The organism is Leisingera sp. ANG59, assembly GCF_013317235.1.
In the GTDB taxonomy this organism is placed as follows: Bacteria; Pseudomonadota; Alphaproteobacteria; order Rhodobacterales; family Rhodobacteraceae; genus Leisingera.
The window spans coordinates 21,978-42,643 of record NZ_WLCM01000026.1; the positions used below are offsets into that span (position 1 = coordinate 21,978).

Below are 20,666 nucleotides of genomic sequence, written 5' to 3' on the forward strand. Positions count from 1 at the left end.
GCTACGGCTGCATCACTTCCGCGGCCTTCAACAGCCAGCTCTTKAAATGCTTGACCGAGGGCGTCGCCGCCTTGTCCTTGAAGGTGGCGAAGTAGGTCCAGGGGCAATCCAGATCGAAATCGAAAGGCTCCACCAGCCGCCCGTCTGCTACATGGGAACGGACTAGTGTTTTCGGCAGCACTGCGCAGCCCAGCCCGTTTGCAGCAAACTCCAGCCCCATGTTGGAAGAATTGGTCTGCAAGCCCCCCTTCAGCTCGATGCCGGTCAGCCCGTAATGCTTGGCTATCTTCTCCCAGTATATCGGCCGTCCCAGGATGTGGATCAGCTTCGCCTGCACCAGCTGTTCCGGCCGGGTCAGCACCTCGCCCGCGACCTGGAAGTCTGGCGCACAGACCAGCGCCAGCTTCTCGTCCCACAGCTTGACCGCCGGTCCCATCACGTCATCGACATGGTTGATGGTGATGGAAATGTCCGAAACATTGGTCTCCACATCCACCCAGATGGTGCTGTGGATAGTCAGATCGATATCCGGATGCGCCGCGGAAAACCCCTCGATCACCTTCAACAGCCAGCGTTCCGCCAGGCTGACCGGGCAGGAGATCACTACCTCCCGCTTGTGGCTTTGCGAGATCAAGAGCTGGGTGGCTGAATCAATCTCCTGCAGCGCATGACGGACCGAGGGCAGATAGGCCTCGCCCACATCGGTCAGCGACAGCGACCGCGGATGGCGCACGAACAGCGGGCGGCCGATAAACTCCTCCAGGCTGCGGACGTGGTTGGACACCGCCGACTGGGTGCAGTTCAGCTCGTCCGCTGCCGAGGTAAAGCTGAGATAGCGCGCGGCGGCCTCAAAAGAACGCAGGAAGGTCAGGTGGGGGAGATTCTTCATCAATCAATCCGCTGGCGGTTTCGGGCCATGTTCACATGCTTTGGAATGCGCCGCAATTCCCAAGGGTTAGCGCCCCGAAGTGGTCGGAAACCGACGTCTAGCACGCAATTCGCGAAATAAAGGGGGCCTATGACCCCGGTTTAATTGCGGGTCACCCGGCACCAATGCCCCTAGCCTTTGGTCAATGACCTCAGATGGACCGCCTGACATGACAGCCACATTCAACCGCGTCGCTGACTTCACCTTCGGACTGCACCCCGAAGACCTGCCGGAAACCACCCGCGAGGCCGCGGCGCTGATGTTCCTGGACACGCTGGGCATCACTATCGGCGCCACCCCGATGGAGGCCGGGCGCATCGCCCGCGATACCGCCGTGGCGCTTTATGGCTGCGGCGAGGAGGGTTTGGCCGCGCGCATGATGTTCGACGGCCGCCGGGTCAGCGTCGCGGGCGCCGCCTATGCCGCCGCCACCGCCACGGACAATCTTGACGGCCACGACGGCTACTACCCGACCAAAGGCCACATCGGCGTGGTGGTGATCCCTGCGATTGCGGCCTTGGCGGAAACGGTGCCGGATTTCTCAGGGCCCGAGGCGCTGGCCATCACCACCCTGGGCTATGAGCTGGCAGGCCGCGCGGCGCTGTCGCTGCATGCAACCGTCAGCGACTACCACACTTCGGGCGCCTGGAACGCGCTGGGGGTGGCAGCCATGGCGGCCCGCATGCGCGGCCTCAGCCGTGACCAGCTGCGTCAGGCGCTGGGAATCGCCGAATTCCACGGCCCCCGCAGCCAGATGATGCGCGAGATCGCCAACCCCTCGATGCTGCATGACGGCTCCGGCTGGGGCGCGATGGTCGGCATGTCTTCGGCCATCCTGGCGGAAAAGGGCTTCACCGGCGCCCCCGCCATCACTATCGAGGAAGACCGGGTGGCAGAACACTGGGAGGACCTCGGCAGTTTCTGGCAGATGGAGCACCAGTACGTGAAGCCATACCCGATCTGCCGCTGGGCCCATGCCCCGATCGACGCCGTGCGCCAGGTGATGCTGGAACACGGGCTGAGCCACGAGCAGATCGCCAAGATCCACATCAACACCTTCCACGAAAGCGCCTGTCTCTATCCGGGCATCCCCTACACCACCAGCCAGGCGCAGTATTCGTTGGGCTTTGCTGTTGCCATCCAGGCCGCATACGGGCGGATCGGGGTCGAACACATCTCCGGTCCGGGCCTGGCGGACCCGCTGGTGGCCTCGATCCATGACCGCATCACCGTGGCAGAGGCCGCGCGCCATTCGGCCCGCTTCCCGGCCTGCCGGGTGGCCGATGTGGTGGTCACGCTGACCGACGGGCGCGTGTTTGAGACCGGCGACGTCCACGCCCGCGGAGGCCCCGAAGCGCCGTTTTCGCAGGACGACATCGTGCGGAAGTTCATGGAATTCGCCGCGCCTTCCTTGGGCGAGACCCGCGCAGCTGAAATCCGCGACGCGGTGCTGGGCTTTACCAGTAACGGCAGCAAATTCTCCGATCTTGGCCGTCTCATCTATGACGCGCCCGAAAACTAAGCCACCAACCTGACCAGAAAGACAGACACATGGCACGCGACAGACGCGGCGGCGGGCGCCGCGGAAAATCCTCCCGCTCCGGCGGCAGTATCGACCAGCTCCCCTGGCAACAGGTGAAAAACACCTATCCGGCGTTTGAGCTCTTGAACCCCGAGCAGATGGACCAGCTGCACGCCACCTCGATGCGGATCCTGTCGGAGGCCGGCATCCGAGTGATGGGCGAGAACGTGATGTGCATATTCGAGGCCGCCGGCGCCATCGTCGACCGGGATACCAAGACCATCCGCATCGACGAAAGCTTCGTCGCTGCGGCGCTGGAAACGGTGCCGTCAGAATTCACCCTGACCGCCCGCAACCGCGCCAAGCGGATCACCCTGGGCGGCAACAACGTGACCTTCGGCCTGGTGGCCGGCCCGCCCAACGTGCACGACTGCATCAACGGGCGGCGGCAGGGCAACCTGACCGACTACCAGAACTTCATCAAGCTGGCGCATCACTTCAACGCCATCCACCTGATCGGCAACCAGGTGACCGCACCGCTGGAGCTGCCCGCCAACAACCGCCATCTGGACACCTACCAGGCCAACCTGACCTACTCGGATCTGACCTTTCACTGTTCAGCCATCGGCCGCGGCCGGGCGCTGGACGGGATAAACATGATGGCAATCTCCCGCGGCCAGACGCCTGAGCAGCTGAAAGGCGATCCGGGTGTGATCACCATCATCTCGGTGAACTCCCCGCGGCTGTTCGACGACGCGATGGGCGACGGGCTGATTGCGATGGCCGAATATGGCCAGCCGGTGACGGTGACGCCCTTCACCCTGATGGGGGCGATGACCCCGGTGACCCTGCCCGCAGCCCTTGCCCAGCAGAACGCCGAGGCGCTGTTCGGCGTGGTGCTGACCCAGCTGGTGAACCCCGGTACGCCGGTGATGTACGGCTCCTTCACCTCCAACGTCGACATGCGCTCCGGCGCGCCTGCCTTTGGCACGCCGGAAAACGCCAAGGCCAATATCGTCGGCGGCCAGCTGGCGCGGCGCTATGGCATCCCCTACCGGACCTCCAATGCAAATGCCTCCAACGCGGTGGACTTGCAGGCGGCTTATGAAACCATGATGGCCACCTGGGGCGCGGTGCTGGGGGGCGCCAATATCGTCTATCACGCGGCCGGCTGGCTAGAGGGCGGTCTGACCGCGTCTTATGAGAAATTCATCCTGGACGTGGAGATCATCCAGAACATGATCGAATTCCTGAAGCCGATGAAGTTCGACACCGATGAGCTGGGCTTTGACGCCATCCAGTCGGTGCCCACGGGCGGCCATTTTTTTGGCGCTGAGCACACGATGGCGCGCTACGAGACCGCGTTCTACCGCCCGATGCTGTCGGACTGGCAGAATTACGAGAACTGGGAAGCGGCCGGCGCCAAGGACGCGCTGCAGCGCGCGACCGGCCTCTGGCAGCAGGCGCTGCGGGATTACGAGGAACCGGCGATGGACCCGGAAATCCGCGAAAAGCTGGAGGCCTATGTGGCCAAGCGGAAGGAAGAAATCGGTTCGAACGAGCCTTGAAAGGACAGGTGCGAGGGGCCAGCCCCTCGCACTCCCCGGAGTATTTTCGCAAAGAAGAAGGAACCAGGGCGCATTTCGATGCCCTGGTTCATCACATTAGAGACAGTCGAACAACCGGCCCGGCAGCGCGTCATGGCGCGGCAGGCCAAGTGCCCGCATCAGGCAGAACATCATCGCCTGGTTGGAGGTGACCACCGGCTTGCCCAGATGCGCCTCGATCCGCTCCACCGCCTCAACCGCGCGCATGTCGGTGCAGCTGAGCACGATGGCTTCTGCCTCCGTATGATCGGCCTGGCAGGCGAGATTGAAAACTTCGTCCGGGGTGAGCTCGCCCTGGCCGTAGTTGCCCAGTTCGCGGCCGATGTCGGCGCATCTGACGGTTTCGATGCCGTTGGCGGCCAGGAAGTCCATCGCCTGGGTGTTGATCTCCCCCAGGTAGGGAGAGGAGAACCCAACCTTCGCGGCGATGATGGCCTTGATGCCCGCCACCAGCGAACCGGCAGCAGTGAGGGAAACCGCGCCGGACGCCGCCTTGATCTGTGCCGCCAGATCCGCATCAAAGCCTGGCCCGTGGGTCAGCGTGGCCGAGGTGCAGCCATAAAGCACCACGTCGGGCCGAACGCCCGAGATCATCCTCAGGTCATGGCTGATATCCGAGGCGCCAAGCCCCGCCATCTGGTCGGAACCGGGGATCTCGTCCACGTCATAGCCGCCCATGCGCTGGAAATGCACCGTGGTGCCCGGGCAGCGCATTAGCATCATGTCCGCCTCGAGGTTGGTGTTGGTGAAAGGCACCAGCACACCGATTTTCGCGCGTTTGCGGGACTCATGGATCATGTAAGCACTCCTTTCAACACCGCCAGCGCGCGATCCATCACGTCCTGGCTGCAAATGGTAGCGCGCAGGCAATCGCCCAGGCCATAGCCGCCCATGCCGCGCATCAGCAGTTGCTGCTCCCGCAACGCCGCATCTGCGGCTTGCGCCTGTTCGGGTGAGGCAAAGCAGATCAGCACGAAGTTGGTATGGCTCTGCGGCACTGTGAGCCCCAAAGCGCGGCAGCCCCCGGCAAAGCCGTCGCGGATGGCCGCCGTTTGGGCCACCACGTCCAGCATATGCGCCTGGTCCCGCATCGCCGCCGCTGCCATCGCTTGCGACGGGATGGAGATATTGTTGGGGTTCAAGAGCTTGCGCACTTCCCCGGCGATCTCCGGCGGGAAGTACCCCCACCCTGCCCGCGCGCCCGCAAGGCCATAGGCCTTGGAAAGCGTGCGCATCACCACCGTACCGCCGCGCTCCACCAGCGCGAAGATTTCTGCCGGATCGTTGTCCGCATCGGCAAACTCGGCATAGGCCTGATCCACCACCAGCAGCACATCTGCCGGCAGCCCTTGGCGCAGGCGCAGGAGGTCGCTGTTAGGGATAAGCGTCCCCGTCGGGTTGCCCGGGTTGCAGACGAAAACGATGCGGGTCTCAGGCGTGACGGCAGCGAGGACATCATCCACCGAAACCGTCAGCTCCCGCTCCCTCGCCTTGACGTAATCCGCTTGAACCTGCGCCGACGCAGACGCCACGAAGGCATAGCCGTAGTCGGTGCCCAGCACGTGGTCTCCCGGCCCGGCAAAGGCGCGGATCAGGCAGCCGATCAGCTCCATCGACCCGGCCCCGCACAGGACCTTGACCGGGTCCAGACTGTGCACTTCGGCGACAGCTGCTCGCAATTCCGGCCACTCCGGCTCCGGATAGAGCGGCATCTGCTCCAGCACCGCCTTGCCCGCTGCAATCGCGGCGGGGCTGGCAGCAAAGGCGCTTTCGTTCTGGGCCAGCGAGATGGTCCCCCCGCCGCCCAGATCCGCCAGCGCATAGGGCGCCATGGCGGCAACATGGGGTACCGCGCGGATCATTTGCCACCTCCATAGGCAGCAGCGCCTTCTTCAGTGACAAGACCGCGTTTCAGATCCAGCGCCAGCGCTTCGGGGTCTCGCTCGGACGGGTCGCCGAAACCTCCGCCGCCCGGGGTTTCAAAGATCAGATAATCCTCTGCCTCCACCCGGAGCTCGCCCTTGCCGGGGATGTCCTGGCCGCCATCGCGGAAACGGATGCGGCCCGGCGCGCCGGGCCGCCCGCCCATGCGGCCCAATGCCGGGAACTTCAGCCGCTCCACCGACAGGAACACGATGAAGGGCGCGCCGTTCGAGGCCGTCATCTCGATCCGCTGGCCCAGCCCGCCGCGGTATTTGCCTGCGCCGCCGCTGTCGGGCCGCAGCTCGCGGCGCCACATGATGACCGGGGCGACCGCCTCGGTGATCTCGACTTGCGAGCCATAGACCCCCGAGGGGTAGGCCGTCGCCGACAGCCCGTCCGCATGGGGCCGCGCGCCGGTGCCGCCGTTGTGGACCGGCTCGATGGCAAACGCGCGGCCGCCGTCGCGGGCTACCTCGGGCGCGTGGCGCATCGGCAGGTCGAACATGCAGGACGCGCCCTCGGCCGGAACCTGATCCGGCAGCGCCTGGTGCAGGCAGCCGAGCACCAGATCCGGCGTCACCTGCCCCAGCGTATGCCGCATCGCCACCGGCACCGGGCGCTGCGCGTTCAGAATGCAGCCCTTGGGGCCATCAACGGTGAACGGCTCCAAACTCCCGGCATTGTTCGGGATATCCGGCCCGACGATGCAGCGCAGGGCAAACACCGTGTAAGCGGTGGCATAGTTCAGCGGCACGTTGATGCCCTTGCCGGAACAGCCCGAGGTGCCGGTGAAATCCACATGCATGCCGTCCTTGGTGACGGTCAGCGCCGCGTGCAGCTCCAGCTCGTTCTCGTAGCCGTCCATTTTCAGAACGTTCTTATAGACGCCTTCCGGCACCTCGGCGATCGCCTCCAGCGTGCCGCGGCGGGAGGTCTCGATGATATAGGCGCCCAGGGCATCCAGATCATCTATGCCGAATTCCTCCATCATGCCGGTGAGCCGCTTCACCCCCGCTTCGCAGCAGGCGATCAGCGCATAGATGTCGCCCTCATTGGCGATGGGCTCGCGGCTGTTGGCGCGGATGATGTCCATCAAGAGCGCATTGGGCTCGCCTTCCTCCACCAGCTTGCAGGGCGGGATCAAGAGCCCCTCGTCATAGATGTCGGAGCCTTCCGGCCCCATGCCGAGGCCGCCCAGGTCCACCAGATGCGAGGTGCAGGAGGTAAAGCCCACCACCTTGCCCTCCTTGAACGCAGGCATCATCAGCAGGAAGTCGTTCAGATGCCCCGACGCCAGCCAGGGGTCGTTGGTCATGTAGATGTCGCCGGGCTTCATGTTTTGAACCGGGAAGCGTTCGCGCAGATGCATCACCGCCTCGGCCATGGTGTTGATATGGCCCGGCGTGCCGGTCACCGCCTGCGCCAGCATCCGGCCCTGCACGTCGAAGATGCCGGCCGAGATGTCGCCGCATTCGCGCACGATGGGCGAAAAGGCCGCGCGGATCAGGGTCTGCCCCTGTTCCTCGACCACCGCCAGCAGGCGGTTCCACATGACTTGCAGGCGGGCCGGCGAAAGGTATTGTGACGAAGCAGTCATTGCGCAGCTCCTTTCCGGTCCTGGATCAGGACAAGGTTTCCGATGGCATCCACATGGGCCGAGAAATCCGCCGAGACCAGCGTGGTGGTCTGCGGCTCGGTGATCAGCGCCGGGCCGGAAACCCGATCGCCGGATTTCAGGCTGTCGCGCGGGACAAAAGCCGCCTCTTTCGGGGTGCCGTCCACGTCGCAGGTTATCATGCGGAAGGCAGCGGGAGTGATGGTCTTCAGCTCCGGCGTCTCAGGCACCGCAGCGGGTTCTGCATCAGGGGTCGCCACCCGCACCGCCCAGTTCAGGATCTCGATCTTCATGCCCGGCACCGGGCGCGAGAACTGCTTGGCGTACTCGGCCTCAAACGCCGCGGTCAGCGGGCCAAGGTCCTCCGACGTCAGATCACGATCCGGCAGAGTGATCTCGATCTCATGCCCCTGCCCGCTGTAGCGCATGAAAGCGGTGCGCTGCACTTGCGTTTCGGCATCGCCCGCGCCCTGCGCCACCACCGATTGCGCCTCATCGGTCATCTGGGCGAACAGACAGTTGATGCTGCCCATATCCATGCTCTCCAGCAGCGAATAGCGCGAGCGCACAATCTCGAACGACACCGGCGCAAACAGGAACCCGACGGCCGAGCCCACACCCGGGTTCGGCGGTATCACGATACGCGAAACGCCAGCTGAACGCGCCACCCGTGTCGCATGCAGCGGGCCGTTGCCGCCAAAGGCGATCATCGTGCGCGGGCCCAGGTCCTTGCCCGATTCCACCGCATGCATCCGCCCGGCGCTGGCCATGCTCTCGTCGACGATGCGGCTGACGCCATCCGCCGCGCCCACCCCGTCCAGCTCCAGCCTGCTGCCGATCACCCGCGCCAGAGCCTCCTTCGACGCCTCCGGGGCGATCCGGATATGCCCTTCTGCAAAGGTGTCCGGCACGATGTAGCCCAGGGTAATGTCACTGTCGGTCACCGTCGGCTCGGTGCCGCCACGCCCGAATGCCACTGGCCCGGGCTCAGAGCCTGCGGATTTCGGCCCCACGGTCAAACGCCCCAGCCGGTCCACCCCGGCAATAGAGCCGCCGCCGGCGCCAATCTCGATCATCTCGATCACCGGGATCCGCACCGGCATCCCCGACCCCCTGATGAACCGCGCAGCCCGGGCGATCTCGAACTGGCGCGAGGTCTGCGGCCGGGCATTATCAATCAGGCAGAGCTTGGCGGTAGTGCCGCCGACGTCAAAGGACAGCACCTGCGCGAGTCCCGCCCGCGCGGCAATGCGCGCGGCCAGAATGGCGCCGCCGGCGGGTCCGCTTTCCACCAGCCGGATCGGGAACCGCGCCGCCGTCTGGATCGTGCACATGCCGCCGCCCGCGGTCATCATCAGGATCGGGCAGGTCACGCCCTCCGCCGCAAACCGCTCGGCAAAGCGCGCCAGATAGGTCTCCATCAGCGGCTGGATATAGGCGTTGGCCACCGTGGTGCAAAGCCGGTCGAACTCCCGCGCCTCGGGGCTGACCTCGGAGGAGATCGAGACCGTCAGCCCGGGCCGCCGTTCCGCCAGGATATCGCGCAGCCGCCGCTCATGATCCGGGTTGGCATAGGCGTGCATCAGACAGACGGCCACGGCATCAGCGCCGCTGGTGTCCAGTTCCGCAATCAGCGCCTCAACCGCGCTGTCCTGCATCGGGATCAGCATCCCGCCCTCTGCCGACATCCGTTCGCGGATGGTCAGCGCGCGTTCGCGCGGCACCAGCAGATCGGGCTTCTCCAGGTTGATGTCATACTGGGAATAGCGCCGCTCATAGGCGATCTCGAGGATATCCCGGAACCCCTCGGTGGTGACCGTCGCCACCGTCGCCCCGCGCCGCTCGATCAGCGCGTTGGTGGCCAGCGTGGTGCCGTGGATAAAGCCGGTAACCTCGCCCAGCGACCGGCCCGATTGCGCCATCACCCGCGCCGCGCCCTCCATCGCGCCGTCCGCCGGGTTCCGGTGGGTGGTCAGGGTCTTGGTAGAGGCCAGAATAGTGTCTTGCCCGGCCACCAGAACGGTGTCGGTGAATGTGCCGCCAATATCAATGGCAAGGCGCAGCGCCTGTGATGCTGTCATATGTCATTCCAAAGTCTGCCGTTGAGAAACCGTCGAAGCCCGCGAAGGGCGGCGGAACTCAGGCAGCGACCAGATCGCACCCGGTTGCGCGGCGGTCCATGCGTTTTGGAATGAATGCGTGTGTCATGACCGTATCCTGAAGCGGCCTGCGGAGGACGGCTTTGCGGATAGCGACATGAAAACCGCCTGATAACGGCATGCCAATGCCGGATGGCGACGCGTCCGGCCGGGCAGCTCACCCAGCCGGACGCCGGAACTCTCAGCCGAAATGCAGGGTTTTCACTTCCTGGTAATCCTCCAGCCCCAGCATGCCACCCTCGCGGCCATTGCCGGACTGCTTGTAGCCGCCGAAGGGCGAGCCGTAGTTGAAGCCGCCGCCGTTGATATGCACGGCGCCCGCACGCAAGCGGGCGGCGACACGCTCGGCCCGTTCAGGGTCGCCGGTCTGAAGATAAGCCGCCAGGCCATAGGGCGTGTCATTGGCAATGCGGATGGCGTCCTCTTCATTCTCGAACGGGATGATCACCAGCACCGGGCCAAAGATCTCCTGCTGGGCAATCGCCATGTCGTTGGTCACATCGGCAAACACCGTCGGGCGCACGTACCAGCCTTTGTCCAGCCCCTCGGGCCGGCCAAGCCCGCCCGCCAGCAGGGTGGCGCCTTCGTCGATGCCCTTCTGGATCATGCTCTGCACCCGGTCGAACTGGATGCGGTCGAACATCGGGCCGATGTGATCGCCTTCCTGGCTCGGGTCGCCCACGGCCTGGCCCTCGGCGGCTGCCTTGGCGATCTCCAGCACCCGGTCGTAACAGCTCCGCTCCACCAGCATCCGGGTCGGCGCGTCGCAGCTCTGGCCGGTATTATACATGCACTCCAACACGGAAGCGGTGACCTTCTCCTCCAGATCGGCATCACCAAACACCAGGTTCGGGGACTTGCCGCCCAGCTCCAGCGTCACCCGCTTGACGGTATCTGCAGCGTCCTTGGAGACCGCGATGCCCGCCCGTGTTGACCCGGTGAAGGACATCATGTCCACGTCCGGGTGCCGCGACAGGCCCGCGCCCACCGTCGGCCCGTCGCCCTGGATCAGGTTGAACACCCCTGCCGGATAACCCGCGTCATGGATCATCTGCGCATAGACGGCGGCAGACATCGGCGTGTGCTCCGACGGTTTCAGCACGCAGGTGCAGCCCGTCGCCAAAGCCGGCAGCACCTTGAGCGCGATCTGGTTCACCGGCCAGTTCCAGGGCGTGATCAACCCGCAAACGCCGATCGGCTCACGCACCAGGATATCGCCGTTCGGCAATTTCTCCCGCAATTCCTGGGTTTTCAGAGCGTCTAGAATGCCCTCCAGGTGCCCGATCCCCGAATCAGCCTGGGCGTCGCGCGCCATCGAAACCGGCGCCCCCATCTCGGCAGACATGGCCTGCGCCAGTTCCTCGCGCCGCTCCCTGCTGATCTCCAGCAAACGCTCCAGCAAAGCAATCCGCTCGGCCCGGGACGTCTGCGAAAAGCTCTCGAAGGCCGCCTTGGCTGCTGCCACCGCAGCATTCACATCCTCCTCATCGCCCAGGATGATGGTGCCGATCTGTTCCTCCGTGGCCGGGTTCAGCACCGGGAATTCGCGGCTGGAATGCGGTGTCACCCAAGCGCCGCCGATATAGAATTTTTGCAGGTCCATCAGGTTGTTCTCACTGTTGCACCGCATGTGCGGCATGGGTTGGGCGGTGGTGCATCCCATGGGCATGCAGCCGCCGCCAAAAGATCAGGACGGGGCCTTGGCCCGCCAGCCTGCCCGCCTTTTTGCCTGCAGGATAGGCCAAAACCGCCACCGGGCAGGTCAATTTTCGACAATCCCCAGCTGTGGGATGGGCGCATCAGTGGCCGGGAAAGACTCTTCTCAACGCCGTAACCGCTTCGCGGATGGCCGCCGCCATGGCTATCCTCCCCGAAAGCCCGCAAACAAGGGCGCCCTGAGGCAAACCATGAGCAAACCCCGTTGGACAGCCCGTTCCTTGCTGCTGGCAGGCACATTCCTGTGCAGCTGCACCGTTGTCGGCATTGACTACCACCGCCCCGATTTCGCGGTGCCCGCCAGCTATTACCAATCCCGCAGCTATGCCACCGCCAAAGGCGCGGCGGAGACCTGGTGGCAAGGTCTGAACGATGCCACCCTGAACCAGCTGATCACCGCAGGATTGCAACAGAACCTGGGGCTCAAGGCCGCCAAGGAGCGGCTGATTGCGGCAGAGGCCCTGCGCCGCGGTAGCGGCCGCCCGCAGCAGGTCAGCGGCGATCTGGACGGCAGTTCCATCTTTTCGCGCCGCGAATCCCAGAACGGCTCCACCAGCACCGACACGGCTGAGGTAGGCGCCACCTACGTCTTTGACCTGTTCGGCGAGTTCCAGCGCCGCTCCGAACGGGCCGTGGCCGACCGCGACGCCGCGTTCTACCGGATGGCCACCACCCGGCTGGCGCTGATCGACGCCATCACCCGCACCTATATCGAGGCACGCTTCTTCCAGCGCGGCGCTGCCGTAACCCGCAAGACGATCCAGCTGCGCCAGCAGATCCTGGCGACGGTGGAAGAACTGCAGGCCGCCCGGGCCCTGCTGGCGCTGGACGTGGAGCGCACCAAACTGCAGGTCGCCAGCGCCAAGGCGGACCTGCCCGGCTTTGTCGCCAGCTACGAATCCTCTGTCTTTGCCCTGGCAACGCTGCTCGACCGCGACGCGTCAGAGGTCTTTGCGATGATGCAGGGCAGCTATGGGCAGCCCTACCCCGCCAGCCAGCCGGAACTGGGCGTGCCCGCAACCTTGCTGCGCAACCGCCCGGATGTGCTGCTGGCCGAAGCCCAGCTGCGCAGCGCCGCCGCCGATATCGGCGTCACCGAAGCCGAGCTTTACCCATCGCTTGAAGTCTCCGGCTCGGTGCGCGCCACCCGCGGTGCCGGCGCCCTCTACCAGATCGGGCCGGTGCTGAACCTGCCGCTGTTCAACCGCCCGGTGCTGCGCGCCTTCCACAAAAGCGCCATCGCCGAGGCCAAGGCCACCGAATACGACTACCGCGCCGCTGTCAGGGCCGCGGTGGAAGAGGTCCAGTCGCAGCAAAGCGCCTTGCGCGCTGCCCGGGAGCGCACCGCCGCCCAGGCCCGCGCCGTCAATCTTGGTACCAAGGTTGCCGATCTCGCGCGCGAAACCTTCAAAGCCAGCGAAATCACCCTGTTCGACCTTCTGAACACCGAAGAAGCGCTGCGCGACAACGAACTGGCCCTGATCGCCGCGCGGCGCGACCTGGCCCTGGCCTGGTCAAGCCTGCAGATTTCCCTGGGCAAGGGATGGGCGCCGCATCAGGACCCGGGCAGCGCCGTTGTGGCGGTGAAACCTTCAGAATAAGCTGAAACCGGGAGCCGCAGCCGGGCTCAGGCCTGCTGCGCCTCGCGCTCCATCTGCTCAACCATCTTGCGGGCGCGCTTGCACTGCAGCTTGTCGCGCAGCGGGCTGTCGGGATCGATGTCCTTGGAGCAGACCACGCATTTGTCGGCACCCGAAATCGCATTCAGGCCGCCGCAGCTGCCCTTGATCTTCTTGCCCATCAGAATGACCCCCAGCGACATGCCCAGGGTGACGATCAGCAGCAGGATGAAGGCCAGAAGAAAGGTGCTCATGTGGTGTCCCTCGCGGTCTCGCTCAGTACGCGGCGTCAGTTAGCGGTCAGCGCCTCGAACGCGCTGCTTGCCGCTGTCATATAGGCATCCGGCCCGGCTTGCACGTCCCGATCGATGAAAAACACGGCAAGTTTATGCTCCTCCGCAAGCTTCAGCCCGGTTTCGCGGCCCAGAACCAGCATTGCGGTGGCCCAGGCATCCGCCAGCATCGCGTTTTCCGCAATCACCGTGACCGAGGTGGTCGCGTGGGTCACCGGCCGCCCGGCCACCGGATCGAGGATATGGGAATAGCGCTTGCCCTCATGCTCGAAGTAGTTGCGGTAATCGCCGGAGGTCGCCAGCCCGTGATTGCTGACCGGCACGATCAGCTGCACGGTCTGCGCCGCCGCATCCGGTTTCTCGATACCGATGCGCCAGGCCTCGCCCTTGGCGTTTTCGCCCCTGGTCACCAGATCGCCGCCGATCTCCACCATGTAATGCTCGACGCCAAACCCCTGCAGCGCCTCTGCCACCGCATCCACACCATAGCCCTTGGCGATGGCCGACAGGTTGATGCCGGTCTCCGGCGCGGATTTTCTGAGCGTGCCAGCCTCTTCATCCAGCACCAGCAGCCGCGCTTGCCCGACACCCGCCAGCGCCTGGGCGATGGCCGCGTCCGAGGGCACCGGGTCCTCCGGTTTGCGCGGGCCGAAACCCCACAGCTCAATCAGCGGGCCGAGGGTCACATCGAACTTGCCACCGGTCTTGGCGTGCACATCATTGGCCGCCGCCAGAACATGGGCGAATTCCGGCGACACCCGCACCGGCGCAGTGCTGCGTTCCGCGGAGAAGGTGGAGACCTCCGAGGCTGGATCCCAGTTCGACATCTTGGCATTGACCGCCGCCAGGGTGCCCTCCACCGCGGATCCCAGCGCCCCGGCGTCCAGATCCTCGCCAATCGCAATCACGCTATAAGTGGTGCCCATCGTTTCACCCGTCAGCCGCACCTCTTCCGGCTCAGAGCCGAACCAGCAGCCGGACACGGCCAGAACCGCGGGCAGGGTCAGGGCGATCAGGAACTTTCTGGGCATCAGGCTGGGCATTCAGCAACCTCCGGCAGCAAAACTGGCGAAGCTATGCCCCTGCCCCGCCGCAGAGTCAAACGGAGCGCCGGGGCAGGCCTCAGAACTTCAAGGGCAGAAAGGCCAGCGCCAGCAGGCCCACCGCAGCGGGGACCCCGTAGAGCCAGGCCCGGAACCGCGCATTCGGCGCTTCACTCTTCCAGTTCTGCCGGTACAGGTGGCCGCAGACCACCACCAGAAACACGGTCAGCGCGCCGGTCACGGGGGTCAGGTAAAGAGTTTCGAACATGTTGTTTTCCCGCCGTTGTTAGCGCTCGCGTCATTTCGCCTCTTCCCGGATCATAATCCGCCGCTAAGATGGGGGTATGACCTGATGCAGGATACAGGAGGAGACCCCGCGCATGGCACCGTTCTCATACCAGCCTCCCACCCGGGGCGACAAGGCCGGGCAGGAAAGCCACAGCCAGTCGGCTGAGTCGAATTTGTCGCACGGCCAGTCGACCGTTGCGAAACTTCTGGAGGCCAAGGGCGACGCGATTTTTTCGATCCGCCCGAAAGACACCCTCGGCCACGCGGTGGAGGCACTGAAGGAGAAACGCATCGGCGCCCTGGTGGTCACCGACCAGAACGGCGCGCTTCAGGGCATCCTGTCGGAACGCGACATCGTGCGCCGCCTGGCTGAAACCCCTGGCCACACCCTGCCGCAACTGGTCGAGGACATCATGACCCGCGAGGTCAAGACCTGCGCGCCTGACGACCTGCTGATCGACGTCGCCAAGGTGATGAACGAGGGCCGCTTCCGCCACCTGCCGGTAGAGAAAGACGGCCACCTTTGCGGTATGATCACCGTCGGCGACGTGGTGAACTACCGCCTGAAAGAGCTGGAATACGAAGCCCTGCGCATGAAGCAGATGATCGTCGGCTGATCAGCATGCGGGAAGGCCGGCAGTGATTGCGCTTTCCTTCCCGCCGAAGGGTCTCAGGCAAGTGTTTCAGAAATGAATGAAAGCGCCATTGCTTTAGCTTTTGACACAATCGAAGGCGGGCCGGAACTAATGCAATGGTTCGGGCGGGTTCCTAGTTTCCATGACGCAGAAGTTCTTGATTTTCATCTCAAGCGCTCTGGCAGGTCCAAACTGTCCATACATGCCTGGAACATGACCGGAAAAGTACAAAACGGGTACTTTCATTCAGAAAAACATGCGGTTGTCACGTTTACGCTGAATCGGATTTTCGAACTGGAGATTGAGGGGTTCAACCATCAGAACGTCATCAGCGGGTTGACCTTGAAACGGTTCCGTTCCGGTGAGAATACCGTCGCTTACGAGTTGCAGATTGAACCTATTTTCGGGCTGTCCGGGTTTGCCCGGGCCGAACAAGTATCTGTCAGCTACATTGCTGGAAAACCATAGCAACTGTGCAGAATATCTGCCCAGCATCATGGCTAAGGCTCCAAAACTCGGAGCAGCTCTGTCAATTTCCGGCATCCCACGGAGGCGGCCCGCCACTGCTCTGTTGCAATCCGCTAGGAAAACTCTTCAGCTCCTCCGCAATGTCCACTGGCCTGCTCACCATCCATATCGTCAGCGAACTGAAGGCAGAGTAATTGCAGGCGCGCCGGCGCAGCAGCCGGTGCACAGGGGGTGCACGGGGAGTGTACGGATGCCACCCCCTGCCCGGCCCGCTCCAGAAGACAAGAAAAGGCCCCGGATGTTTCCATCCGGGGCCTTTGATTTTCCGCCTTGCGCTCCGGCTCAGCCGCCGAAGTCGTCGAGCATAATGTCCTCGCGGTCCACGCCCAGATCCAGCAGCATGTTGATCACCGACTGGTTCATGATCGGCGGGCCGCACATGTAGAATTCGCAGTCTTCCGGCGCCGGGTGGTTCTTGAGGTATTCCTCATAGAGAACATTGTGGATGAAGCCGGTGTAGCCTTTCCAGTCGTCCTCCGGCTGCGCGTCGGACAGGGCGACGTGCCATTCGAAGTTGTCGAACTCCTCGGCCAGCTGGTCGAAGTCCTCGACAAAGAACATCTCCTTCTTCGAGCGCGCGCCGTACCAGAAGCTGATCTTGCGGTCGCGGTTCTCCAGCCGTTTCAGCTGGTCGAAGATGTGGGAGCGCATCGGCGCCATGCCGGCGCCGCCGCCGATGAAGACCATTTCCTTTTGGGTGTCGCGGGCGAAGAACTCGCCGAACGGGCCCGAGATGGTGACTTCATCACCCGGCTTCAGGTTGAAGATGTAGGACGACATCTTGCCTGCCGGAATGTCGCTGGACCCCGGCGGGGGCGAGGCGACGCGGACGTTCAGCATGATGATGCCCTTCTCGTCCGGGTAGTTCGCCATCGAATAGGCGCGCTCGACCGGCTCATCCACGACGGATTTATACTGCCACAGATTGAAGCGGTCCCAATCCTCGCGGTACTCCTCCTGGATGTCGAAGTCGGTATAGGCCAGCTGGTGCGCGGGCGCCTCGATCTGGATGTAACCGCCGGCGCGGAAGTTCACGTCCTCGCCTTCGGGCAGTTCCAGCACCAGCGCCTTGATGAAGGTCGCCACGTTGTCGTTGGAGCGCACCTTGCAGCGCCATTTCTTTACGCCGAAGACCTCCTCGGGGACTTCGACTTCCATGTCCTGCTTGACCGCCACCTGGCAGGAAAGCCGGTCGCCGCAAGAGGCCTCGCGCTTGGTGATGTGGCTTTCCTCGGTCGGCAGGATCGAGCCGCCGCCGGAATGCACCCGCACCCGGCACTGGGCGCAAGTGCCGCCGCCGCCGCAGGCGGAGGGGACGAACAGTTTTTCGGCTGCCAGCGTCTGCAAAAGCTTGCCGCCCGCAGGCACCGAGATGGTTTTTTCACCGTTGATGGTGATGTTGACATTGCCGGTCGAGACCAGGCGGGAGCGGGCAGCCAGAATGATGGCTACCAGCGCCAGCACGATCAACGTGAACAGGACAACGCCGAGCGAGAAAGTTTCCATAACTTCAGACGCTCCCTTACAGTTTGACGCCGCTGAAGGACATGAAGGCCATCGCCATCAGACCCGCGGTGATGAAGGTGATGCCCAGGCCCTGCAGGCCGTCCGGCACGTCGGAATACTTCAGCTTCTCGCGCACGCCCGCCATCGCGGTGATTGCCAGCGCCCAGCCAAAGCCGGAGGAGAGGCCGTAAGTCGTTGCTTCGGCAAAGTTGTAGTCGCGTTCCACCATGAACAGCGAGCCGCCCAGGATGGCGCAGTTCACTGTGATCAGCGGCAGGAAGACCCCCAACGCGTTGTAGAGCGGCGGGAAATACTTATCGAGGATCATCTCCAGGATCTGCACCATTGCCGCAATCACCCCGATATAGGAGATCAGGCCGAGGAAGGTCAGGTCCACATCCGGGAAGCCCGCCCAGGCCAGCGCGCCCGGCTTCAGCAGGTAGGTCAGCAGCAGGTTGTTGGTGGGCACGGTGATGGCCTGCACCAGCATCACCGAAATCCCCAGACCCAGCGCGGTGGAAATCTTCTTGGACACCGCAATGAAAGTGCACATTCCCAGGAAGAAGGAGAGCGCAAGGTTCTCGACAAAGATGGCCTTAACGGCGAGTGAAATCAGCCCTTCCATCAGTGCGCCTCCACATTCTGGATTTTATATTCACGCTCTTCGACCTGGTTCGGCTTCCAGGTGCGGAAACCCCAGATCAGCAGGCCGATCACGAAGAACGCCGAGGGCGGCAGCAGCAGCATGCCATTGGGCACATACCAGCCGCCGTTGTTCACGGTTTCCAGGATGGTCATGCCGAACAGGGAGCCGGAGCCGAACAGCTCGCGGATCACACCGACCAGCATCAGGATCAGGCCATAGCCCATGCCGTTGCCCAGGCCGTCGATGAAGGAGGCCACCGGCGGATTGCTCATGGCAAACGCCTCGGCGCGGCCCATCACGATACAGTTGGTGATGATCAGGCCAACAAACACCGACAGGGTCTTGGAGATCTCAAAGGCGTAGGCTTTCAGCACCTGGTCCACCAAGATCACCAGCGAGGCGATGATCACCATCTGCACGATGATCCGGATCGAGCCGGGGATCTGGTTCCGCAGGATCGAGATGAACATCGACGAGAACGCGGTCACGAAGGTCACCGCCAGGGTCATCACAAACGCCACCTGCAGAGAGGAGGTCACCGCCAGTGCCGAGCAGATGCCCAGAACCTGCAGAGTGATCGGGTTGTTGTCGACCAATGGGTCGACCAGCATGTCTTTCTTGGTCTGCGCCATCAGAGCTCTCCCGCTTTAAGGGCGGCCAGGAAAGGTGCGTAGCCCTCTTCGCCCATCCAGAATTTCACCAGGTTGTCCACGCCGACAGAGGTCAGCGTCGCACCTGCCAGCGCATCAATGTGATGCTCCGGCCCTGCGGGGCCCTGGGCCTTGGCAACGCTGATATGCAGTTCGCCGCTTTCGTCATGCAGTTTCTTGCCGCGCCACAAGGACTTCCAGCGCGGGTTGTCCACCTCGGCGCCCAGGCCCGGGGTTTCGCCGTGCTGATAGAACTGCAGGCCGAAGATATCGTTGCCGTTCTCCTCAACCGCGATGAAGCCGTAAAGGGTGGACCATAGGCCATAGCCGTGGACCGGCAGGATCACCTTGTCCAAATCGCCGTTTTCCTCGCGCAGCAGGTACACGGTCTTGTAGCGCGACTGGCGGCCGATGCCCGCCGGGTCGTTCTCCAGCGCGCGGCTCAGCTCCGGGTCCTGCGCGGCGGCCAGATCATCGAAATTGGCAGCGTCGAACTGGTCGGTGAACTGGCCGGTTTCCAGGTCCAGCACCTGCGGCTCAAACGCGGCGAACGCCTCAGCCACCTTGATGCCGGGCTCATAGAGCCCCGCCACCTGCAGAACGTTCAGCTGCTTGTCGCGTTTCTTGTTGATCTCCTGCACCGGGCGCAGGGACACCGCGGCGGTGGACACGATCATCGAAGCCACCAGGCAGACGGCAACAGCGATGAAGATGGTCTTGCCGACGGAATCCGGCGATGCGGCGAGGAAGCGGCCAATCAGGCCCTTGCTTTGGGTATCAGCCATGGCGGCGCGCCCTCCGTTTGATGTTGGCCTGCACGACGAAGTAGTCGATCAGCGGTGCAAAGACGTTGCCGAACAGGATCGCCAGCATCATGCCTTCGGGGAAGGCCGGGTTCAGCACCCGGATCAGCACCACCATCACCCCGATGAGGGCACCGTAGATGTAGCGGCCAGCGTTGGTGTGGGACGCCGAAACCGGCTCTGTCACCATAAACACCAGGCCGAAGGCATAACCGCCCAGCACCAGGTGCCAGTACCACGGCATCGCAAACATCGGGTTGGTATCGGAGCCGATGAGGTTCAGCAGCACTGAGAAGGCGATCATGCCCGCCAGGCAGCCGACGATCAGGCGCCAGTTGGCGATCTTGGTGAACAGCAGGAAACCCAGGCCGATGGCGCAGGCCAGCGTCGAGGTCTCGCCGAAGCTGCCCTGAATGGTGCCAAAGAACGCGTCCGACCATTCGATGCCCTTGGCGGCCAGCGCCTGCATGCCGTCGGCGGCGGTGACACCCAGCGCGGTCGCGCCGGAGAAGCCGTCAACCGGAGTCCAGACAGCATCGCCCGACATGTTGGCAGGATAGGCGAAATACAGGAACGCACGGCCCACCAGTGCCGGGTTCAAGAAGTTCTTGCCGGTGCCGCCAAAGACTTCCTTGCCGATCACCACGCCGAAGATGATGCCAAGCGCCACCTGCCACAGCGGCGTCGATGCCGGCAGGATCAGGGTGTAGAGCATCGAGGTCACCAGGAAGCCCTCGTTGACCTCGTGGCCGCGGACGGTGGCAAAGATGACTTCGAAGATACCGCCCGCAACCAGCGTCACGATGTAGATCGGCAGGAAATACAGGAACCCGTGCGCGATATTGGCCATCGGGTTCGCCGCATCCAGCGAAATTCCGAACATCTGCAGCAGCGCAATCCGCCAGCCGGTGGCCGCATCAGCCCCCAGCGCGGCAATAGCGGAGTTCGCCTGATAGCCGGTGTTCCACATGCCCCACAGGATGCAGGGGATGGTGGCAATCACCACATAGGTCATGATCCGCTTCATATCGACGTATGAACGGGCATGCGGCGCCACGGTGGTGACGGTTTTCGGGGTATAAAGGAAGGACTCCACCATCTCGTAGACGGGGAAGAGCTTTTCGTACTTGCCCCCCTTCTCGAAATGCGGCTCGATCCTGTCAAAGAAGCTTCGCAATCCCATCC

General features: G+C 63.8%; 19 protein-coding genes. 5 read left to right on the forward strand and 14 right to left on the reverse strand.

Annotated elements, in window-relative coordinates; all coding sequences use genetic code 11:
- Nucleotide 1 precedes the first annotated feature (1 nt).
- Entirely contained in the window at nt 2-889 is an 888-nt protein-coding gene (locus tag GKC28_RS18600) for a LysR substrate-binding domain-containing protein (protein ID WP_174148500.1), read from the reverse strand.
- A 208-nt stretch (nt 890-1,097) separates the two neighbouring features.
- Here GKC28_RS18600 and GKC28_RS18605 point away from each other — a divergent pair, with 208 nt between their 5' ends.
- Nucleotides 1,098-2,450, forward strand: coding sequence for an MmgE/PrpD family protein (locus GKC28_RS18605; RefSeq protein WP_174148501.1), 1,353 nt, complete (start codon nt 1,098-1,100; stop codon nt 2,448-2,450).
- Nucleotides 2,451-2,479: 29 nt separating this feature from the next.
- Entirely contained in the window at nt 2,480-4,018 is a 1,539-nt protein-coding gene (locus GKC28_RS18610) for a trimethylamine methyltransferase family protein (RefSeq protein ID WP_174148502.1), read from the forward strand.
- Nucleotides 4,019-4,114: 96 nt separating this feature from the next.
- Here the strand turns inward: GKC28_RS18610 and GKC28_RS18615 are convergent, their stop codons facing one another.
- The 5 genes from GKC28_RS18615 to GKC28_RS18635 form a co-directional block, all read right to left on the reverse strand.
- The gene (locus GKC28_RS18615) at nt 4,115-4,855 is read right to left on the reverse strand and encodes an Asp/Glu racemase (RefSeq protein WP_217434141.1); all 741 of its coding nucleotides are present in this window, start codon (nt 4,853-4,855) and stop codon (nt 4,115-4,117) included.
- Complete coding sequence (locus GKC28_RS18620) at nt 4,852-5,919, reverse strand: histidinol-phosphate transaminase (RefSeq protein WP_174148503.1); 1,068 nt, start codon at nt 5,917-5,919, stop codon at nt 4,852-4,854. Before GKC28_RS18620 ends, GKC28_RS18615 begins: the two co-directional genes overlap by 4 nt.
- Entirely contained in the window at nt 5,916-7,577 is a 1,662-nt protein-coding gene (locus GKC28_RS18625) for a hydantoinase B/oxoprolinase family protein (RefSeq protein WP_174148504.1), read from the reverse strand. The genes GKC28_RS18620 and GKC28_RS18625 overlap by 4 nt, the downstream gene beginning before the upstream one ends.
- Nucleotides 7,574-9,676, reverse strand: coding sequence for a hydantoinase/oxoprolinase family protein (locus GKC28_RS18630; RefSeq protein WP_174148505.1), 2,103 nt, complete (start codon nt 9,674-9,676; stop codon nt 7,574-7,576). The genes GKC28_RS18625 and GKC28_RS18630 overlap by 4 nt, the downstream gene beginning before the upstream one ends.
- Nucleotides 9,677-9,935: 259 nt before the next feature.
- A complete protein-coding gene (locus GKC28_RS18635) occupies nt 9,936-11,357 on the reverse strand; it encodes an aldehyde dehydrogenase family protein (protein ID WP_174148506.1) in 1,422 nt (473 codons plus the stop codon).
- Nucleotides 11,358-11,661: 304 nt separating this feature from the next.
- Between GKC28_RS18635 and GKC28_RS18640 the strand changes: the two genes are divergently transcribed.
- Nucleotides 11,662-13,071 carry an efflux transporter outer membrane subunit gene (locus tag GKC28_RS18640; protein ID WP_174148507.1) on the forward strand — a complete coding sequence of 470 codons (1,410 nt, stop codon included), beginning with the start codon at nt 11,662-11,664 and terminating at the stop codon, nt 13,069-13,071.
- Between the two features lie 26 nt (nt 13,072-13,097).
- Here the strand turns inward: GKC28_RS18640 and nqrM are convergent, their stop codons facing one another.
- The 3 genes from nqrM to GKC28_RS18655 all read right to left on the reverse strand — a co-directional run bounded on the left by nqrM (nt 13,098) and on the right by GKC28_RS18655 (nt 14,693).
- A complete protein-coding gene (gene nqrM / locus GKC28_RS18645) occupies nt 13,098-13,343 on the reverse strand; it encodes a (Na+)-NQR maturation NqrM (protein ID WP_019296967.1) in 246 nt (81 codons plus the stop codon).
- A 35-nt stretch (nt 13,344-13,378) separates the two neighbouring features.
- Entirely contained in the window at nt 13,379-14,425 is a 1,047-nt protein-coding gene (locus GKC28_RS18650; RefSeq protein ID WP_174148508.1) for an FAD:protein FMN transferase, read from the reverse strand.
- Nucleotides 14,426-14,504: 79 nt separating this feature from the next.
- The gene (locus GKC28_RS18655; RefSeq protein WP_174148509.1) at nt 14,505-14,693 is read right to left on the reverse strand and encodes a hypothetical protein; all 189 of its coding nucleotides are present in this window, start codon (nt 14,691-14,693) and stop codon (nt 14,505-14,507) included.
- Nucleotides 14,694-14,805: 112 nt separating this feature from the next.
- Between GKC28_RS18655 and GKC28_RS18660 the strand changes: the two genes are divergently transcribed.
- Nucleotides 14,806-15,330, forward strand: coding sequence for a CBS domain-containing protein (locus tag GKC28_RS18660; RefSeq protein ID WP_174148510.1), 525 nt, complete (start codon nt 14,806-14,808; stop codon nt 15,328-15,330).
- Nucleotides 15,331-15,402: 72 nt separating this feature from the next.
- Nucleotides 15,403-15,816 carry an Imm50 family immunity protein gene (locus GKC28_RS18665; RefSeq protein WP_174148511.1) on the forward strand — a complete coding sequence of 138 codons (414 nt, stop codon included), beginning with the start codon at nt 15,403-15,405 and terminating at the stop codon, nt 15,814-15,816.
- Between the two features lie 342 nt (nt 15,817-16,158).
- Here the strand turns inward: GKC28_RS18665 and nqrF are convergent, their stop codons facing one another.
- From nqrF to GKC28_RS18690, 5 genes are read right to left on the reverse strand one after another with little or no spacing between them, the layout of a single operon-like run.
- Nucleotides 16,159-17,382, reverse strand: a complete 1,224-nt coding sequence (nqrF, locus tag GKC28_RS18670) for an NADH:ubiquinone reductase (Na(+)-transporting) subunit F (protein WP_174148512.1) — start codon at nt 17,380-17,382, stop codon at nt 16,159-16,161.
- 16 nt (nt 17,383-17,398) lie between these two features.
- Entirely contained in the window at nt 17,399-18,007 is a 609-nt protein-coding gene (gene nqrE, locus GKC28_RS18675) for an NADH:ubiquinone reductase (Na(+)-transporting) subunit E (RefSeq protein ID WP_019296950.1), read from the reverse strand.
- On the reverse strand, nt 18,007-18,660 hold the full coding sequence (locus tag GKC28_RS18680) for an NADH:ubiquinone reductase (Na(+)-transporting) subunit D (protein WP_174148513.1): 654 nt from the start codon (nt 18,658-18,660) through the stop codon (nt 18,007-18,009). Before GKC28_RS18680 ends, nqrE begins: the two co-directional genes overlap by 1 nt.
- Complete coding sequence (locus GKC28_RS18685) at nt 18,660-19,463, reverse strand: Na(+)-translocating NADH-quinone reductase subunit C (RefSeq protein WP_174148514.1); 804 nt, start codon at nt 19,461-19,463, stop codon at nt 18,660-18,662. Before GKC28_RS18685 ends, GKC28_RS18680 begins: the two co-directional genes overlap by 1 nt.
- Nucleotides 19,456-20,664, reverse strand: coding sequence for an NADH:ubiquinone reductase (Na(+)-transporting) subunit B (locus GKC28_RS18690; RefSeq protein WP_174148515.1), 1,209 nt, complete (start codon nt 20,662-20,664; stop codon nt 19,456-19,458). The genes GKC28_RS18685 and GKC28_RS18690 overlap by 8 nt, the downstream gene beginning before the upstream one ends.
- Between the last annotated feature and the right edge of the window lie 2 nt (nt 20,665-20,666).

Excerpts from the sequence above, each read along its gene's own strand:
- nqrE (WP_019296950.1), bottom strand. The coding sequence starts at position 18,007 with ATGGAAGGGCTGATTTCACTCGCCGTTAAGGCCATCTTTGTCGAGAAC.
- GKC28_RS18655 (WP_174148509.1), bottom strand. The coding sequence starts at position 14,693 with ATGTTCGAAACTCTTTACCTGACCCCCGTGACCGGCGCGCTGACCGTG.
- nqrF (WP_174148512.1), bottom strand. The coding sequence starts at position 17,382 with ATGGAAACTTTCTCGCTCGGCGTTGTCCTGTTCACGTTGATCGTGCTG.
- GKC28_RS18690 (WP_174148515.1), bottom strand. The coding sequence starts at position 20,664 with ATGGGATTGCGAAGCTTCTTTGACAGGATCGAGCCGCATTTCGAGAAG.
- GKC28_RS18680 (WP_174148513.1), bottom strand. The coding sequence starts at position 18,660 with ATGGCGCAGACCAAGAAAGACATGCTGGTCGACCCATTGGTCGACAAC.
- GKC28_RS18650 (WP_174148508.1), bottom strand. The coding sequence starts at position 14,425 with ATGCCCAGCCTGATGCCCAGAAAGTTCCTGATCGCCCTGACCCTGCCC.
- nqrM (WP_019296967.1), bottom strand. The coding sequence starts at position 13,343 with ATGAGCACCTTTCTTCTGGCCTTCATCCTGCTGCTGATCGTCACCCTG.
- GKC28_RS18605 (WP_174148501.1), top strand. The coding sequence starts at position 1,098 with ATGACAGCCACATTCAACCGCGTCGCTGACTTCACCTTCGGACTGCAC.
- GKC28_RS18635 (WP_174148506.1), bottom strand. The coding sequence starts at position 11,357 with ATGGACCTGCAAAAATTCTATATCGGCGGCGCTTGGGTGACACCGCAT.
- GKC28_RS18625 (WP_174148504.1), bottom strand. The coding sequence starts at position 7,577 with ATGACTGCTTCGTCACAATACCTTTCGCCGGCCCGCCTGCAAGTCATG.
- GKC28_RS18660 (WP_174148510.1), top strand. The coding sequence starts at position 14,806 with ATGGCACCGTTCTCATACCAGCCTCCCACCCGGGGCGACAAGGCCGGG.
- GKC28_RS18685 (WP_174148514.1), bottom strand. The coding sequence starts at position 19,463 with ATGGCTGATACCCAAAGCAAGGGCCTGATTGGCCGCTTCCTCGCCGCA.
- GKC28_RS18610 (WP_174148502.1), top strand. The coding sequence starts at position 2,480 with ATGGCACGCGACAGACGCGGCGGCGGGCGCCGCGGAAAATCCTCCCGC.
- GKC28_RS18615 (WP_217434141.1), bottom strand. The coding sequence starts at position 4,855 with ATGATCCATGAGTCCCGCAAACGCGCGAAAATCGGTGTGCTGGTGCCT.
- GKC28_RS18630 (WP_174148505.1), bottom strand. The coding sequence starts at position 9,676 with ATGACAGCATCACAGGCGCTGCGCCTTGCCATTGATATTGGCGGCACA.
- GKC28_RS18620 (WP_174148503.1), bottom strand. The coding sequence starts at position 5,919 with ATGATCCGCGCGGTACCCCATGTTGCCGCCATGGCGCCCTATGCGCTG.
- GKC28_RS18640 (WP_174148507.1), top strand. The coding sequence starts at position 11,662 with ATGAGCAAACCCCGTTGGACAGCCCGTTCCTTGCTGCTGGCAGGCACA.
- GKC28_RS18665 (WP_174148511.1), top strand. The coding sequence starts at position 15,403 with ATGAATGAAAGCGCCATTGCTTTAGCTTTTGACACAATCGAAGGCGGG.